13 protein-coding genes are annotated in these 15,000 nt (G+C 65.9%); 2 read left to right on the top strand and 11 right to left on the bottom strand.

Features of this window, described 5'->3' with window-relative positions; all coding sequences use genetic code 11:
* Positions 1-4 precede the first annotated feature (4 nt).
* The 11 genes from HV824_RS24140 to HV824_RS24090 all read right to left on the bottom strand — a co-directional run bounded on the left by HV824_RS24140 (position 5) and on the right by HV824_RS24090 (position 12,941).
* Positions 5-1,012 carry an A24 family peptidase gene (locus tag HV824_RS24140; RefSeq protein ID WP_176424336.1) on the bottom strand — a complete coding sequence of 336 codons (1,008 nt, stop codon included), beginning with the start codon at positions 1,010-1,012 and terminating at the stop codon, positions 5-7.
* A gap of 23 nt (positions 1,013-1,035) precedes the next feature.
* Positions 1,036-1,803 (bottom strand): ABC transporter permease, encoded by a 768-nt coding sequence (locus tag HV824_RS24135; protein ID WP_176424335.1) that lies wholly within the window; start codon positions 1,801-1,803, stop codon positions 1,036-1,038.
* Entirely contained in the window at positions 1,803-2,783 is a 981-nt protein-coding gene (locus HV824_RS24130) for an ABC transporter ATP-binding protein (RefSeq protein ID WP_368738099.1), read from the bottom strand. The genes HV824_RS24135 and HV824_RS24130 overlap by 1 nt, the downstream gene beginning before the upstream one ends.
* Positions 2,780-3,775: an ABC transporter gene (locus HV824_RS24125; RefSeq protein ID WP_176424334.1), complete on the bottom strand. Its 996-nt coding sequence runs from the start codon at positions 3,773-3,775 to the stop codon at positions 2,780-2,782. The genes HV824_RS24130 and HV824_RS24125 overlap by 4 nt, the downstream gene beginning before the upstream one ends.
* A 15-nt stretch (positions 3,776-3,790) precedes the next feature.
* Complete coding sequence (locus HV824_RS24120; protein WP_176424333.1) at positions 3,791-4,426, bottom strand: prepilin-type N-terminal cleavage/methylation domain-containing protein; 636 nt, start codon at positions 4,424-4,426, stop codon at positions 3,791-3,793.
* A gap of 187 nt (positions 4,427-4,613) precedes the next feature.
* Positions 4,614-6,050 carry a sigma-54 dependent transcriptional regulator gene (locus tag HV824_RS24115; protein ID WP_176424332.1) on the bottom strand — a complete coding sequence of 479 codons (1,437 nt, stop codon included), beginning with the start codon at positions 6,048-6,050 and terminating at the stop codon, positions 4,614-4,616.
* Positions 6,047-7,615 (bottom strand): nitrogen regulation protein NR(II), encoded by a 1,569-nt coding sequence (locus HV824_RS24110; protein WP_176424331.1) that lies wholly within the window; start codon positions 7,613-7,615, stop codon positions 6,047-6,049. Before HV824_RS24110 ends, HV824_RS24115 begins: the two co-directional genes overlap by 4 nt.
* 25 nt (positions 7,616-7,640) lie before the next feature.
* Positions 7,641-8,894 (bottom strand): type II secretion system F family protein, encoded by a 1,254-nt coding sequence (locus HV824_RS24105; RefSeq protein WP_176424330.1) that lies wholly within the window; start codon positions 8,892-8,894, stop codon positions 7,641-7,643.
* Between the two features lie 57 nt (positions 8,895-8,951).
* Positions 8,952-10,067: a type IV pilus twitching motility protein PilT gene (locus HV824_RS24100; RefSeq protein WP_163784639.1), complete on the bottom strand. Its 1,116-nt coding sequence runs from the start codon at positions 10,065-10,067 to the stop codon at positions 8,952-8,954.
* Between the two features lie 42 nt (positions 10,068-10,109).
* Positions 10,110-11,810 carry a type IV-A pilus assembly ATPase PilB gene (gene pilB, locus HV824_RS24095; protein WP_176419889.1) on the bottom strand — a complete coding sequence of 567 codons (1,701 nt, stop codon included), beginning with the start codon at positions 11,808-11,810 and terminating at the stop codon, positions 10,110-10,112.
* 204 nt (positions 11,811-12,014) lie between these two features.
* The gene (locus HV824_RS24090) at positions 12,015-12,941 is read right to left on the bottom strand and encodes a bifunctional riboflavin kinase/FAD synthetase (protein ID WP_176419888.1); all 927 of its coding nucleotides are present in this window, start codon (positions 12,939-12,941) and stop codon (positions 12,015-12,017) included.
* Between the two features lie 75 nt (positions 12,942-13,016).
* Between HV824_RS24090 and HV824_RS24085 the strand changes: the two genes are divergently transcribed.
* Positions 13,017-13,637, top strand: a complete 621-nt coding sequence (locus tag HV824_RS24085; RefSeq protein ID WP_176424329.1) for a tRNA (guanosine(46)-N(7))-methyltransferase TrmB — start codon at positions 13,017-13,019, stop codon at positions 13,635-13,637.
* Between the two features lie 107 nt (positions 13,638-13,744).
* On the top strand, positions 13,745-14,788 hold the full coding sequence (locus HV824_RS24080; protein WP_176424328.1) for a diguanylate cyclase: 1,044 nt from the start codon (positions 13,745-13,747) through the stop codon (positions 14,786-14,788).
* Positions 14,789-15,000: the final 212 nt, after the last annotated feature.

The raw sequence follows: 15,000 nt of genomic DNA, 5'->3' as shown, positions 1-15,000 counted from the left end.
GTGCTCACGGCAGGCCGCCCAGCATCATGGCGATGTCCGCGGGCAACACCCGTGACAGCCAGGGCCCCAGGAGCAGCAGCTCCAGCCCCGCGAGCGCCAGCCAGGGCCCGAAAGGAATGCTGGTGCGCTCCGGGACCCAGTCCTCCTCCTGTCCCTCTTCGTCCAGGGGCGCGTCGGGGATGGGCTGGACCAACAGGCACAATGGCACCAGCAACAGTCGCTTCCAGAGTGGAAGCCCTGGCTGAGTGAACTCCCAGGTCATCGTGAGCGGAGCCGGCTCGCCCTCGGGCTCCTCGGGAGCATCCTCCGCGCGAGGGCCCGCCCGGCCCGTCAGCAGCAACATCAGGATGCCCACCACGGCGCCCTGCATGGACGCGAACAGCAACACGCCCAGGAGCGCGCGCCAGGTCAGGAACGCGCCGAGCAGGGCCACAAGATACTTGTCCCCCGCCCCCAGCGCCTCACGCTGGAACACCTTCCAGCCGATGTACTCCATCATCCGGAAGGTCAGGAATCCCACCGCCGCGCCAATCAGCGCGTCACGGAAGGCCTCCGTCCCCAGGGGGATGGCCAGGATGAGCCCCGCCAGCATGCCCGACACCGTCATGGACAGCGGCAGAATCCAGTGGTCCAGGTCGATGAAGGCAAGTGGGACGAGGAAGGACACGAGCACCAACGCGGGCACCAGCTCGTACGTCCAACCGAAGCGTCGCAGGCACGCGAAGTACAGGAGCCCCGTCAGCAACTCCACCAATGGGTACCGCACGGAGATGGGAGTGCGGCACCCTCGGCAGCGCGCCCGCAGCGCCAGCCAGGACAACAGCGGGATGTTCTCGTACCAGGCCAGGACGTGCCCGCACTTGGGGCACCGCGAGCCCGGACGCACGATGCTCTGGTCCAGCGGCACCCGCGCGATGACGACGTTGAGGAAGCTGCCCACGCACAGGCCGAGCACGAACAGGAACACGGCGAACAGGGGCCCGAAGTATCCCGGGAGGGAGGAGTGCGTCACAGAGGACGCATCCTACCCGAGCCTCAGCGGAAGTCGCGCCGCTCGAACACGATTGAAGCCAGCACGCAGAAGAACGCCCCCCAGCCCAATGCATAGAGCGTGGCGGTCCCCAGCTCAACGGCCGTCACATCGATGGCATACGTGGCGCGTGGCCGGAAGTTGAACCGCTCCAGGTTGGGCAGCGCGTAATAGGTGGCCTTGCTGACCCACTGGACGAACTCAACCTTGGATTTCACGCCGAGGTTGTAGATGTCCGAGCAGAGGTGGCCCGCGAAGTAGAGCCCCGTCGTCACCAGGGCGGAGACGAGCTGGCTGGAGAACGTGGACATCAAGAACCCCGCGCTGGTGAGGACGAACAGCTCCAGGTAGAGCCCCCACAAGGCGGCCATCTGCGGCTGGGTGATGGGCGAGCGGTGCAAGACAAGCTCCACCCAGAACAGCAGCGTCATGGCCACCAGCAACACTCCCAGGGTGAGCATGTTGCCCGCGAGCCGTGCCAGCAGGAACCGGCTCCGGGACATCGGCTTGGACACCATCAAGAAGATGGTCCGCCGCTCGATTTCACGGCTGATGAGGCCGGACGACAGGTAGATGGAGAGGAAGACGAGCAGCAGGCTCATCACCCCGAGTCCGAAGTCGGTCACCACCCTGTCGAAGGTGCTGACGGTGACCTCGGTGATGAGCGTGGTGGCGAAGAGCAGCAAGAGCGCGAAGGCAGCCACAAGCACCGTCACCCGGTTGCGACGCGCCTCGCGGAACCCGTTCCACGCCATGGCGGCGAAGGCACCCATCACTGGATCTCCCCTCCCACCGTCTGCCCACCCGCCTGCTTCATTGCGTCCAGGAAGAGGTCCTCCAGCGAGAAGCGCGCGGGCTGTATTCGGCTCACGCGCCCACCCTTGTTGAGCACGGCCTGGAGCAGGCCGTGCGAGTCGGCGTCCGGAATGCGCAGCAGGACCCTGCTATCCAACTGCTGCGCCTGTTCGTACGTGAACCCCAGCGACTGGAGCTGTTCCAAAGGGAGCCCGTGCACGACCATCTCCACGGAGGGCGCCTTAGCGGACACCAGCTCCTGCACGCTCCCTTCCTGAACGCGCCGCCCGCCGACCAGCACCACCACGCGGTCACAGAGGGACTCGACGTCGGAGATGATGTGGGTACAGAAGAGGATGGTCGTCCCCTTCTCCCGCTCAGCCAGGATCAGGTCGCGCATCTGCCTGCGGCCCAGGGGATCCAAGCCGGAGGTGGGCTCATCCAGCACGAGCAGGCGCGGCCCGCTGATGAGCGCCTGGGCCAACGCGGTGCGCTGCACCATGCCCTTGGAGTAGCGGCGAATCTGCAGGTCGGAGGCTCGGCCCATCCCCACCTCGCCGAGCACCCGCTCCACGCGCTGGTCGAGTTCATGGCCACTCAGACCGAAGATGCGACCAGCAAGCGTCACGAACTCCCGCCCGGTGAGGTATTCGTAGAGTGAGGGGTTCTCAGGAAGGAAACCCACCTGCCGCCGGACATGTGGCCGGTCGGGAGACTCGCCAAAGAGCAGTGCTTGGCCCTCGGAAGCCCGAACCAAGCCCATGAGAATCTTGATCGTGGTCGATTTGCCCGCGCCGTTCGGCCCTAGCAAGCCGTAGACCTGCCCAGGCGCGATCTCCATATCCAGCCCCTGAAGCGCCTTCACCTGCTTGTTGAGGAAGAAGCCCACCCGATATGTCTTGGACAACCCTCGGATGGATACGGGAGGACTCGAATCAGGTGTGGTCGAGGTCGTCACGGAGCCTCCTCCAACGCGTCGAGCTGAATGCCACCCGCTGCGAGATCTTCTTTCAACTCATTCTTCTTGGCTTGGTCGTACATCTCCAACCTGTAGAGTCCCGAAGTGGAGCGTGCGCGTCCCCGCCTGTCGATAAAGAGCTGCCCCTCCAATGGGTCCACGGGCATGCTTTTCAAATAGCCCGCGTCGACCAAGGCAGGAACGGTCTTGGGCCGCTCCCCGTGCTCCCGCTGGTAGGCCTCGACGGCATCGTCAATCTGAGTCAGCACCCGCTCTAGCAAAAGCTCCTTGATGCGGTGCGAGTAGAACGCCCGCGACTCTTCGTCCTCCGCACTGTCATGCAGCATCTCCGCCATTTGCAGGCCCGTGTCGAAGTTGCCAGCCTGCGCATAGAGGCGGGTTGCAAGTTGCGGCAGATATCGTGGGGTATTGGGGAGTTTCGACAACCGCATGAGCAGGTCGGCAGCCGCCGTCCAATCCCGATCGTAGGTCATCTTGTTGTAAGCCAGTTGGAACAGGAGACGACGGTCATCCGGGAACTCGTCAATTCCCTTGGTGAGCAACCGGGATGACAGGTCCGTGTTCACCCACTGCTCCCGCCCCATGTTGAAGGGCGTGTTGATGGCCCCCCACTCGTAGACGTATCTGAACTTGGAATCCAAGTCCGTCGCCATATCCGAGTAAAAGTATACATCCCTGTATTCGGTGTCTGTGTTGGCGCGGCCAACCTGCTGGATGGCCTGGAGCCAATAAAAGTCCGTGAGCAGCGGCTTCTGGGCCGCCCCGACGATTTCGAGCAGCTCCCTTCGGGGGAGAACCGGACCATCCTTCGTGCGAAGGGGCTTGGCCGGTTTCTCCGCCATCAACGCGATGGAGCACACAGCGAAGCACAGCGCAACAATCCGCATGAGCACCTTGAAGTTCCGGAACGGCAAAGGGCCACCTTCCGGCAGGAAGGCGGCCCAAAGAACAGTGGCTACGCCACCGCTCATTCCTCATGACCAGAACTACTCGTCGCAGGCCACGTCGTTGCGATCATTGTACGGCGTACCGGAGGACACCGTGCCCTCCTCGGAGCACCCCGACAGCTCGCCCTCGCCCTCAAAGCCTGCGATCAGCCAGTTGTCCAGACCCAACTCATTATCAGCGTTGCCCGAGGCACCAGCCAGGAAGTTACAGTTCGGGCACTCCTCCTGAACACCCCACGTGGTAGTCCAGCCGCCAGCTGCCGCAGCGAAGTTGGCCGCCGCGAAGGTCGGCCGCTCCGCGGTTCCACCGAAGCGGAAGGAGTCATAGGAAATGGCGCCGATGCCCTCCGTATCGGAGATTGTAACGATTGCTGCGGTTCGCAGTTCGGGCACACCAAGCTCGCTGACGATGTACCCGTAGCGGTTGCCGCGCTCCGGCGCGAAGCCGATTTCGTTGGCGTAGTTGGAGTAGCGGTCCTTCTCAGAGAAGAACGACTTCTGCGCCGTGTACAGCGCCTTGAGGTTCGTCTTCGCCTCGGACTGCTTCGAGCGGGCCTGGAACTTGATGAAGTTCGGGATGGCGATGGCCGCCAGGATGCCGATGATGGCGACCACGATCATGAGCTCGATGAGCGTGAAGCCACGGTTGCGGGGGTTGAATCGCGAGACGCGCATGGGGGATCCTCAAGGAAGGTTGCAACGGGGGGCACTTCGCCCGCCGTGAGCATTAGCACTGAGCATGCCAACCGACGTCAGGTCGCCAACACCCTAAATTTTCAAAGCTTGGGGGTACGCTCGCAAGGATGCGGGGTCCAGAGCTGACAAAATTCGGCAGTGACGCTGACGAGAACTGTCGATCAGCCTACGCATCCCCCATGCCCCCTGGCTCCATGTCATCGGTAAGCCCGTGCTTGGCCAACCGATAGCGGAAAGACCGGAACGAAAGCCCCAGGAGTTCCGCGGCACGGGTCTTCACCCCACCGGCCTGCTTCATCGCCGCGATCAGATATCGACGCTCGCTCTCATCGAGGTGTCGCTCCAAGTTGAAGCCCGCGCCCAGCCCTGGTTCGCCACCTTCCAGGGTCCGGACGGCAGGGTCTGAATCGCCCCGCACGGCTGGAGGGAGCGTCGCGGGGCTCAGGAGGTCCGAATCGGACAGGGTCGCGGCCCGTTCCACGATGTTCTGCAGCTGCCGGACGTTGCCCGGAAACGTGTAGCGATCCAGCAACGCGAGTGTCTCGGGAGCGAAGCGCAGGGCGGGGCGCCCCAGTTCCTCCGCCATTCGCGACAGGAAGAAGTTGGCCAGCAGCGAAATGTCGCCGGAGCGCTCACGCAGAGGCGGCAGATCCACGGTAATCACGTTGAGCCGGTAGAAGAGGTCCTCACGAAAGCGACCGGCCTTTACCTCGGCTTCGAGCCTCCGATTGGTCGCTGCGATGACGCGCGCCTGAAACGGAATCTCCGCGGCGCTGCCCACCGGCTTCACCTTCCGCTCCTGGAGCACCCGGAGCAGCTTCACCTGAGTGGCGAGCGGCATCTCCCCGACTTCATCCAACATGACGGTGCCGTCACCAGCCGCCACGAGGAGCCCCGAGCGGTCCGAGGTCGCCCCCGTGAAGGCCCCCTTCACATGCCCGAAGAGTTCGCTCTCCAGCGTGCCTTCATTGAGCGCGGCGCAGTTGAAGGGCAGGAACGGTCGCGCGGCCCGGCTGCCGCGCATGTGGATGGCGCGCCCCACCAGTTCCTTGCCCGTGCCGCTCTCGCCCATCACCAGCACGGTGCTCCGCCCGGAAGCCACCTTCTCCACCAGGGCCCAGACCGCTTGCATCCGAGCGCTCTGCCCCACGACCCCATCCAGCCCCGGAAACAAGCGCGCCCTGAGGCCGCTGTTCTCCTGCCGGAGCGAGCGCTTCTCCAGGGCCTTCTGGACCAGCAACCGCATCTCCTCGTTGTCGAAGGGCTTGCAGATGTAGTCGTAGGCGCCTTCACGCATCGCCTCCACCGCTGCCGCAGGAGTCCCGTAGGCGGTGATGAGCACCACTTCCGGAGATGCGGGACGGGCCCGGGCGACGCGCAGCACATCCAAGCCACTTCCAGTGCCCAACTTCAAATCGGAGATGACCAGGTCCACCCCGTCCTGGGCCAGCACGTCACACGCACCCTTCACGCCCGCGACGCTCGTCACCGTGTAGCCCTCTCGCTGGAGCAACAGCTCGAGGTACTCACGCATGGACAGCTCGTCGTCGACCACGAGGATGTGGCCACGCGCTCCCAGGTCTCCTCCCGGAGCCGACGTCACAGCGGCAACCCCACCATGAACTCAGTGCCCTCGTCACGATTCGATCGAACCTGGATGGAGCCACCATGGGCCCGGATGATGGAGTGCGCGGTGGACAGCCCCAGCCCCGTGCCGCTATCGCGTGTGGTGAAGAACGGCTCGAACAAGTGCCCCATCATCTCCTCCGAAATCCCCCCCCCCGAGTCCCAGATGCGGATTCTTGCCTCATTCTCATCTCGCGTCAGCGCGACCTTTACGTGGCCGCGCGCACCTGCTGCCTGGAAGCCGTTTCGTAGCAGGTTGATGAGGACCTGCCGGAGCTGATCCGGGTCAACCGCGACCGCCACCGGATCAGGCGCGCTGACCTCCACCCGGACTTCACGTGCCAGCGGGTCCACGCGGAGCATGTCCACGGTCTCCGTCACGAGCGTCGCGAGGGGAACCACCTGCAACACGGGCATTGGAGGCCGTGCGAAGCGCAGGAAGTCCTCGACGAGCCTCGCCAACCGGTCGGACTCCCGCATCAGGATGTTGGTGAGCTTCTGTGAGACGCCGTCCTGCGCATCCTGCGCCAGCAACTGTGCCGAGCCGCGCATGGAGGCCAGTGGATTGCGCAATTCATGCGCCAGTTGAGCGGACAGCGCTCCCAGGCTCGCCAGTCGGTCCGCCCGCTTCAGGTCATTTTCCATCCGGCGAAGCTGCGTGAGATCCTGAAAGACCATCAACAAGGCCCCCGGCTCGCCATCCAGCGGCGTCACCGACAGTCCCAGAATGCGCCGCTTCGTCCCCTGCCCCACGACCAGCTCACTGCGAGGAGACCGCGGAGCCAAGCCCGATACTCCAGGCAGGAGCATTTCGACCTCTGTCCCGACGACGCTCGCAGTCTCCACTTGAAGGATGGTGCAGCCCGCGGGGTTGACGTACGTGATGCGGCGCTGCGCATCACACGTCGCAAGCCCCGAAGGCATGGAGGTGAGGATCTGCTGCTGAAGCCGCCCCAGTCGGTGGAGGTCCGCTTCTCGTGCGGACAAAGCGCCACCAGTCGCGGAGAGCTGACGCGAAAGGTAGCCCGCGAGGACAGCGATGAGCCCCAATGCAAGCGAGTTGCTTCCCAGGACGAACAGCACCCGGGTCGGAGGCATCAGCCCCCCAGGCGCATTGCCGAAGAACCGTGCTCCCATGACCAGCGCGGCGAAGCACAGCGCGGACGCCGCGGCAGCCCAAAGCGCACCGCGCCGGTCCAACACGACGGCCGCGCCAATGACCGACAGGCTGTAGAGGAACGTCAGGGGCGAGTCCGCGCCGCCACTCAGGTAGACCAGCCCGGTGGCGATGACCACGTCGCCAGCGACCTGCACCCAGGCATCAATCAGCCCGCCACGCCCGCGCCGCAGCCGCAGCCCCACCACCAGCGTCGAGACATACGCGATGACGATGACCGCGAGCGACAGCGTGTCAGCCCGGCTCAGTTCCTGAGTGGGCTGCAACAGCAGTCGCGCGAGGGTGATGACGAGCGACAGGCTCGCGGCCACTGTGCGGAACAGCACGAGCCATACGAGCCGCGACCTGAAGGCGCCCCCCGCCAAGAGGCGCCCGCCTACGACAACAGCGCTACTGGATGGCGCCGGCAAGCGAGAAGATGGGCAGGTACATGCCGATGAGGAAGCCACCGACCACGCCGCCGAGGAACACCATCAGCACCGGCTCAATCATCGCCGTGAGGCTATTGATGGCCGCGTCGACCTCGTCGTCGTAGAAGTCGGCGATCTTGTTGAGCATGGTGTCCATGGCGCCCGTCGCCTCACCGACGCCAATCATCTGCACCACCATCGACGGGAACACCTTCGTCTCAGCCAGGGGCCCTGCGATGTTCTTGCCCTCGGCGATCTTCCCGCGGACGTAGATGATGGCGTCTTCCACCGTCCGATTGCCGGCCGTCTTCGCGGTGACGTCCAGCGCGTCCAGGATGGGCACGCCGGAGGAGATCATGGTCCCCAGCGTGCGGGTGAACCGGGCCACGGCCACCTTGCGGAGCACAGGCCCGAAGACGGGCATGAAGAGGAACACCTTGTCCCAGAACTTCCGGCCACGCGGCTGCCGGTAGCTCCACGTGAAGGCCATCACCACCGCGGTAATCGACGCAGCCGCATGGAAGAAGTAATCCTGCGCGATGTGCGAGAAGTTCACGATCATCTGCGTGGGGCCTGGCAGCTCCGAGCCGAAGTCCGCGAACATCTTCTCGAAGACGGGCGTCACCTTCATCAGCAGCACGCCCGTCACGCCAATGGCCACCAGGATGACGATGACCGGATAGGTCATCGCGCTCTTCACCTTGGACTTGAGCTTCTCGTTCTTCTCCCGGTACGCCGCGAGCCGGTTGAGGATGGCGTCGAGGATACCGCCCACCTCGCCCGCGGCGCAGAGCTGGACGTAGAGCTCGTCGAAGACCTTGGGGTGCTCCTTCAGCGCGTCCGCGAAGGTGCTGCCCTGCTCCACCTTGCCCTTGATGGCGAACAGCACCTTCTTGAAGGAAGGGTTGTCCATCTGGCTCGCGAGGATGTCGAGGCACTGCACCAGCGGGAGGCCGGCGTCGATCATCGTGGCGAACTGACGGGTGAAGACGAGGATGTCCTTGCCTTCGACGCCGCCCAGGCCAGGGATGGAGATGTCCCCATCCAGCAGGCCCTTCCTGCGCACCTTGACGGGGTTGAGGCCCAGGGACTTGAGGCGCGCGTTGACGGCCTCGACGTCCATCGCCTCCATCTCACCCTTTTTGGACTCCCCGCTCTTGGTCTTCGCCTCCCAGAGGAACTGGGCGGTGACCTTCTTGGGAGCTGATGCCGACTTCACTGCTGGGGCTGCCATGAGCTGGACCTCCGCGGGTGCCGCGCCACTCTAACCGCTGATCTCCGAATCCCGGAACTAACGACCACCCGCTCCCCCGCCTGGCCGCTGCATCCCGGGCAGCGTCCCACCGCCCGTGGCCAGGATGTTGCGCAGCTCATCAGGATCCGTAGAACGCCCAAAGGCCTCGTCCTGGGTGATGAGCCGCCGCAGCAGCAGCGCCGCCAGGGCCTGGTTGAAGGTCTGCATGCCGAACTTCGCCTGGCCGACCTGCATGGACGAATAAATCTGGTGGACCTTGTCCTCGCGGATGAGGTTCCGGATCGCGGGGTTGGGCACCATCACCTCCAGCGCCAGGATGCGGCCAGGGCCGCCCGCCTTTGACACCAGCGCCTGGCTCATGACCCCCTCCAGCACGAAGGACATCTGCGCGCGGACCTGCGGCTGCTGGTACGGCGGGAACACGTCCAGCACGCGGTTGATGGTCTGCACCGCGCTATTGGTGTGTAGCGTCGCGTAGCAGATGTGGCCTGTCTCCGCGATGGTGAGCGCCGCCTCAATCGTCTCCAGGTCGCGGAGCTCACCGACGAGCACCACGTCCGGGTCCTGGCGGAGGATGTACTTGAGGGCCGTCTTGAAGTTCCGCGTGTCCGCCCCCACCTCGCGCTGATTCACGAGGCAGTTCTTGTGCGGGTGCAGGTACTCGATGGGGTCCTCGATGGTCATGATGTGCTCATGACGCTCGGTGTTGATCTTGTCGATCATCGAGGCCAGCGTGGTGGACTTGCCCGAGCCCGTGGGGCCCGTCACCAGGATGAGCCCGCGCGACTTCTTCACCAGCTCCGCCACCACCGGCGGCAGCCCCAGCTCCTGGAACGTCAGAATCTTGAAGGGAATGGTCCGGAACGCCGCGGCGACCGCGCCACGCTGCATGAAGATGTTGGCGCGGAAGCGCGACAAGCCCTTCACGCCGAAGGACAGGTCCAGCTCGTTGTCCTCTTCGAACTTGTGCTTCTGGGCGTCCGTGAGGATGGAGTAGCAGAGCTGCTTCGTCTCCACCGGAGTCAGCGGCGCCGTCTTCAAGGGGACGAGCTCGCCGTCGACGCGAAGCTGCGGCGGAGAGCCGGTGGTGATGTGGAGGTCGGAAGCGCCCTTCTCGACCATCGCCTTGAGGAGCTGGTGCAGGTTGGCCACGGGGGGGATGTCCTTCAGCGGGAGTGCGGTGGGGGAGGTTGATTAGAAGCGGTCCGGGGCGGTGTTTCCCACCACCTCTTCCAACGTGGTGGCGCCGTCCATCATCTTGCGAAGACCGCTCATGCGCAGGCTGCTCATGCCCAGGCGGATGGCCTCCTGCTTCAGCTCCGCGGCGGAGGCGCCGTTGATGACCAGCTCCTTGAGGCCGTCCCAGAAGGGCATGACCTCGTAGATGGCCACGCGGCCCCGGTAGCCACGGTCGTTGCAGTCGCGGCAGCCGACCTTCTCGTACATCGTGAAGGTGCCAATCTTGTCCGGCGGCACACCCGCGTCGATGAGCGCCTGCTCGTCCACGTTCTCCGCCGGCTTCTTGCACGCCGGGCACAGCCGACGCGCCAGACGCTGGGCGAGGATGAGGTTGAGCGACGCCGTCACGAGGAACGGCTCGATGCCCATGTTCAGCAGGCGGCTCACCGTGCCCGGGGCGTCGTTGGTGTGCAGCGTGGAGAGCACCAGGTGGCCCGTGAGCGCCGCCTTCACGCCAATCTCCGCCGTCTCGAAGTCACGGATCTCACCAATCATGATGATGTCCGGGTCCTGGCGGAGGAAGGAGCGCAGCGCCGCGGCGAAGTTCAGGCCGATGTCGTCATGCATCTGCACCTGGTTGATGCCGGCGAAGTTGAACTCGACCGGGTCCTCCGCGGTGCAGATGTTGGTGTCCAGGCCGTTGAGGCTTGCGAGCGCCGAGTACAGCGTCGTCGTCTTGCCCGAGCCCGTCGGGCCCGTCACCAGCACCATGCCGTAGGGCCGGTCGATGGCCTCCTTGAACCAGGCCAGCGGCTGCGCGTCGAAGCCCAGCTTCGTCATGTCCAACTGGAGGTTGCTCTTGTCGAGCAGACGCATCACGACCTTCTCGCCGAAGAGCGTGGGACACACGCTCACGCGGAAGTCCATCTCCTTGCCGCCGCCCATCTTGATCTTGATGCGGCCGTCCTGCGGCAGGCGCCGCTCGGAGATGTCCAGCGAGGCCATGATCTTCAAACGCGACGTAATCGCGTTGCGCAGCTTCATCGGCGGGCGCATCACCTCGTACATCACACCGTCGATGCGGAAGCGGACGCGGAAGTCCTTCTCGTACGGCTCGACGTGGATGTCGGACGCGCGCTTCTTGATGGCGTCCATGAGGATGAGGTTCACCAGCTTGACCACGGGCGCGTCGTCCGCGGCCTTGGCCATCTCATCGATGTTCTCCGTCTCCTCCTTGGTGACCTCGATGTCGTCATCGACGTCGCCGACGATGTCCTCCAGCGACGGGCCCTTCTCCGCGTAGTAGCGCTCGATGGCCTCGCGGATGGAGACCTCCGAGGCGACCACCGTCTCGATGTTGTAGCCGGTGAGGAACTTCAGGTCGTCCACCGCGAAGATGTTGGACGGGTCGCACATGGCCACGATGAGCGACGGCCCCGCGCGGTTGACGGGCACCACCAGGTGCTTCTCCGCCACCTCCTTCGGCACCAGCTTGATGATGTCCGGCTCGACGTCGAAGTCCTTCAGGTTGATGGCCGGCACGCCGTACTGCTTGGAGAGGAAGTCGGTCAGCTTCGACTCCTCGATGGCGCCCGTCTTGACGAGCGCGGTGCCGATGCGCGTGCCGTTCTTCTGCTGCTCTTCCTGGGCCTTGCGCAGCTGCTGCACGGAGATGAGGTTCTCGCGAACCAGCAGTTCACCGAGTCGACCGGACATTCGTTGATGCCTCTTCCTTGTAGAAGAAAGAAACGGGCGGGGGCCCGCCTCCGAGCTCAAAGACGCGGGAGCGGTGCCCGGGTGACTCACACCCCATGGCACGGTTCCTGATTGCGAATTAGAGGGGAGCCGCGCGCGCGCGTCAAGGCGCCCTCGCCTGCTCCCCTGCTCTCACAACCCATTGAACGGACACGGGAAAATTGCTCAGCCCTCCGCGCGAGCAATCACGGCGCGCGCGGCCTCCACGTCACGCTTGATCTGCCCCGTCAACTCCACCACCGAGCCGAACCGCTGCTCGGGGCGCAGGCGCTCAAGGAACTGCACGCGCAGCTCCTTGCCGTACAGGTCGCCGGTGAAGTCGAGCAGGTGCGCCTCGATCGTCACCTCCGTGCCGCCAAAGGTGGGCTTCACACCGATGTTCGCCGCGCCGCCATGCCAGGTGCCTTTTGACTCGCCCGGCAGTTGGACGCGGATGGCGTAGACTCCCGGTGCGGGGCGCAGCTCATTCTGCGTGTCCACGTTCGCCGTGGGGAAGCCGATGCCCCGTCCCCGCCCCGCGCCCGTCACCACCGTGCCGTCCAGGTCGAAGGGACGCCCCAGCAGCCGCCGCGCCGCGGACACGCGCCCCTCCAGGATGTACTCGCGCACGCGTGACGACGACGCCACCACGCCATCCACCGTGACGGGCGGAACCACGTGCACCGTCGCCCCGCGCCGAGCCGCCGCCTCGCGCAGCGTCTCCACGGTGCCGCGCCGGGCCGCGCCGTAGGTGAAGTCGCTGCCCACCACGACGTGCGCGACGCCGAGCGCGTCGAAGAGCGCGGCCTCGAAGTCCGCGGGCGGCGTGCGCGCGTATTCGCGCGAGAAGGGCTGCACCACCGCCGCGTCCAGTCCGCACGCCTCGAACAGCTCCAGCTTGCGCGGCAGCAGGGTGATGAGCTTCGGCGCCAGCTCCGGCTGGAGCACCTTGCCCGGGTGGGGATTGAAGGTGAAGGCGGCGGCCCGCCCGTGGCGACGCGCCTCCGCGAAGAGGGCCTGATGGCCCACGTGCACACCGTCGAAGTTGCCCAGCGCGAGCGCCTGTCCGGCCAGCGCTCGGCCCGCGTCCGCCACCGCAGGGAAGACCTTCATGGGCTCCCGTATACTCCAGGCCTCGCGTTTTTCCCTGGCCAAACCCGTCGTCGCCATGGTTGGTGGCGCCCGCCCATGACCCGTCCTCGCCTGCTCCCCGAGCCCGTCGGCCTCAAGTTCGTCACGCTGGAGACCCCGCCGGACTGGGACGCCGAGTTCGGCTTCAGCGGACCGCTCGAGCTGGAGATCGGCTCCGGCGTCGGCGGCCACGCCTTGGAGTACTGCCGCCGCCACCCCGAGGTGCGCTTCGTCGCCTTCGAGTGGCGCAAGAAGTACGCGCGCGACACCCAGGACCGCGGCGACAAGGCGGGCCTGCGCAACCTGCGCGTCATCGAAGCCGATGCCCGCTCCATCGTGCCCCGCATCTTCGCGCCCGGCTCGCTCGCCGCCATCCACCTCCAGTTCCCCGACCCCTGGTGGAAGCGCTCCCACGCCAAGCGCGCCGTGATTCAGCCCGCGTTCGCCGAGCTGCTGTACGGCAAGCTCGCACCGGGCGGACTCTTCGACATGCGCACCGATGTCCAGGACCGCGGCGTGACGATGCTCACCATCCTGGAATCCGCTGGTTTCAAGAACCCCCTGGGTTCAGGCGTTTTCCATCCTTATGACCCGGAGGAGGTGCCCTCCACGCGTGAGCGCCGCTACCTGGCCAGCGGCGAGCCCGTGTACCGGGCGCGGCTATTGAAGCCTGCCTGACGTCGGCGCCACGGGCGCTCGCCGAGCCGCTTGCATCCCAGGCACGGGCCGTGAGAATGGCGGGCAACCCCGCACCGCGGGATGACCGCACCGGGGGCGAGACATTCATGGCGGATGGCGAACGGAAGAGGACGCTGGAGGTCGCCCGCCGTGCCCCGCTCGGAGGGGAACTCAGTGGCCGCACGGTGCTCATCGCGGACGATGACCCGGTGCATGTCCGGCACGTGCGCGACGGCCTGGCCCCTCACGGGTACGTCTTCACCGAGGCGCATGACGGTGCCCAGGCGCTGTCCGCCATCCGGGAGTCCCGCCCCGACCTCATCCTCATGGACGTGGAGATGCCGGGGCTGGGCGGCGTGGAGGTGTGCCGCATCGTCAAGGCGAACGCGGGTGAGGACGGCTTTGGCTTCATCCCCGTGATTCTCATGACGGCCCGGCAGGCCGCGGGGAAGGTGGAGGGGCTGGAGCTGGGGGCGGACGACTACCTCGTGAAGCCCTTCGACATGCTCGAGCTGTCGGCCCGCGTGAAGTCCATGCTGCGGCTGAAGGCGCTGCAGGACGCGCTGGTGGAGAAGAACCGGGAGCTGGACCGCGCCAACAAGGAGTTGGCGGCGCGGCGCGAAGAGCTGCTGACGCTCACCCGCACGGATGCCCTCACCGGCCTGTCGAACCGGCGCGCCTTGGAGGAGCGGCTGAATGACGAGTTCGCCCGCTCTCGGCGTTATGGGGCGCCCCTGTCCCTGGTGATGCTGGACATCGACCACTTCAAGCGCATCAACGACAGCTTCGGGCACCCCTTCGGGGACCACGTACTGAAGGCCGTGGCCCAGACGGCGCGGGCGCGGCTGCGGGAGGTGGACCTGCTGGCGCGCTACGGCGGCGAGGAGTTCATCGCCCTGCTCCCGGAGACGGGCCCCGCGGACGCGCTCCGGGTCTGCGAGCGGATGCGCGACGCCATCGCCGCCCTGGAGCTGGAGCATGTGGGGGGGAGTGGCAAGCCGCAGTGCGTGCGGCTGACCGCGTCATTGGGCGTGGCGACGGTGCCCTCGGGCGACCTCCCGAGCGTGGAGGCGCTGCTGCGGGCTGCGGACGCCTGCCTCTATGCGGCCAAGGGAGCAGGCCGCAATCGCGTCCATCAGCACGCCGCGTGACATGTCCGAACCTCGGGCTTTCCCCCGGCGACGCTTTGACCTAAACCCCTGTCCCCATGCGTCTCTCCGCGACGATGCCCTGGCTGGTAGCGCTGGTCCTGGTGCTGGGCCTGGGTGGCTGCAACCGGCCGCGCTTCGGCACCCCGCAGGACGCCTACACGTCCTTCCACCGGCTGGTGAAGCGAGGGGAGCTGCAGCAGGCGTGGGGCGCG

This window comes from Myxococcus sp. AM009 (genome assembly GCF_013372605.1).
GTDB lineage: Bacteria > Myxococcota > Myxococcia > Myxococcales > Myxococcaceae > Myxococcus > Myxococcus vastator.
The sequence above is the reverse complement of the archived record's forward strand: the minus strand, read 5'-3'. Positions and strand labels throughout refer to the sequence as shown.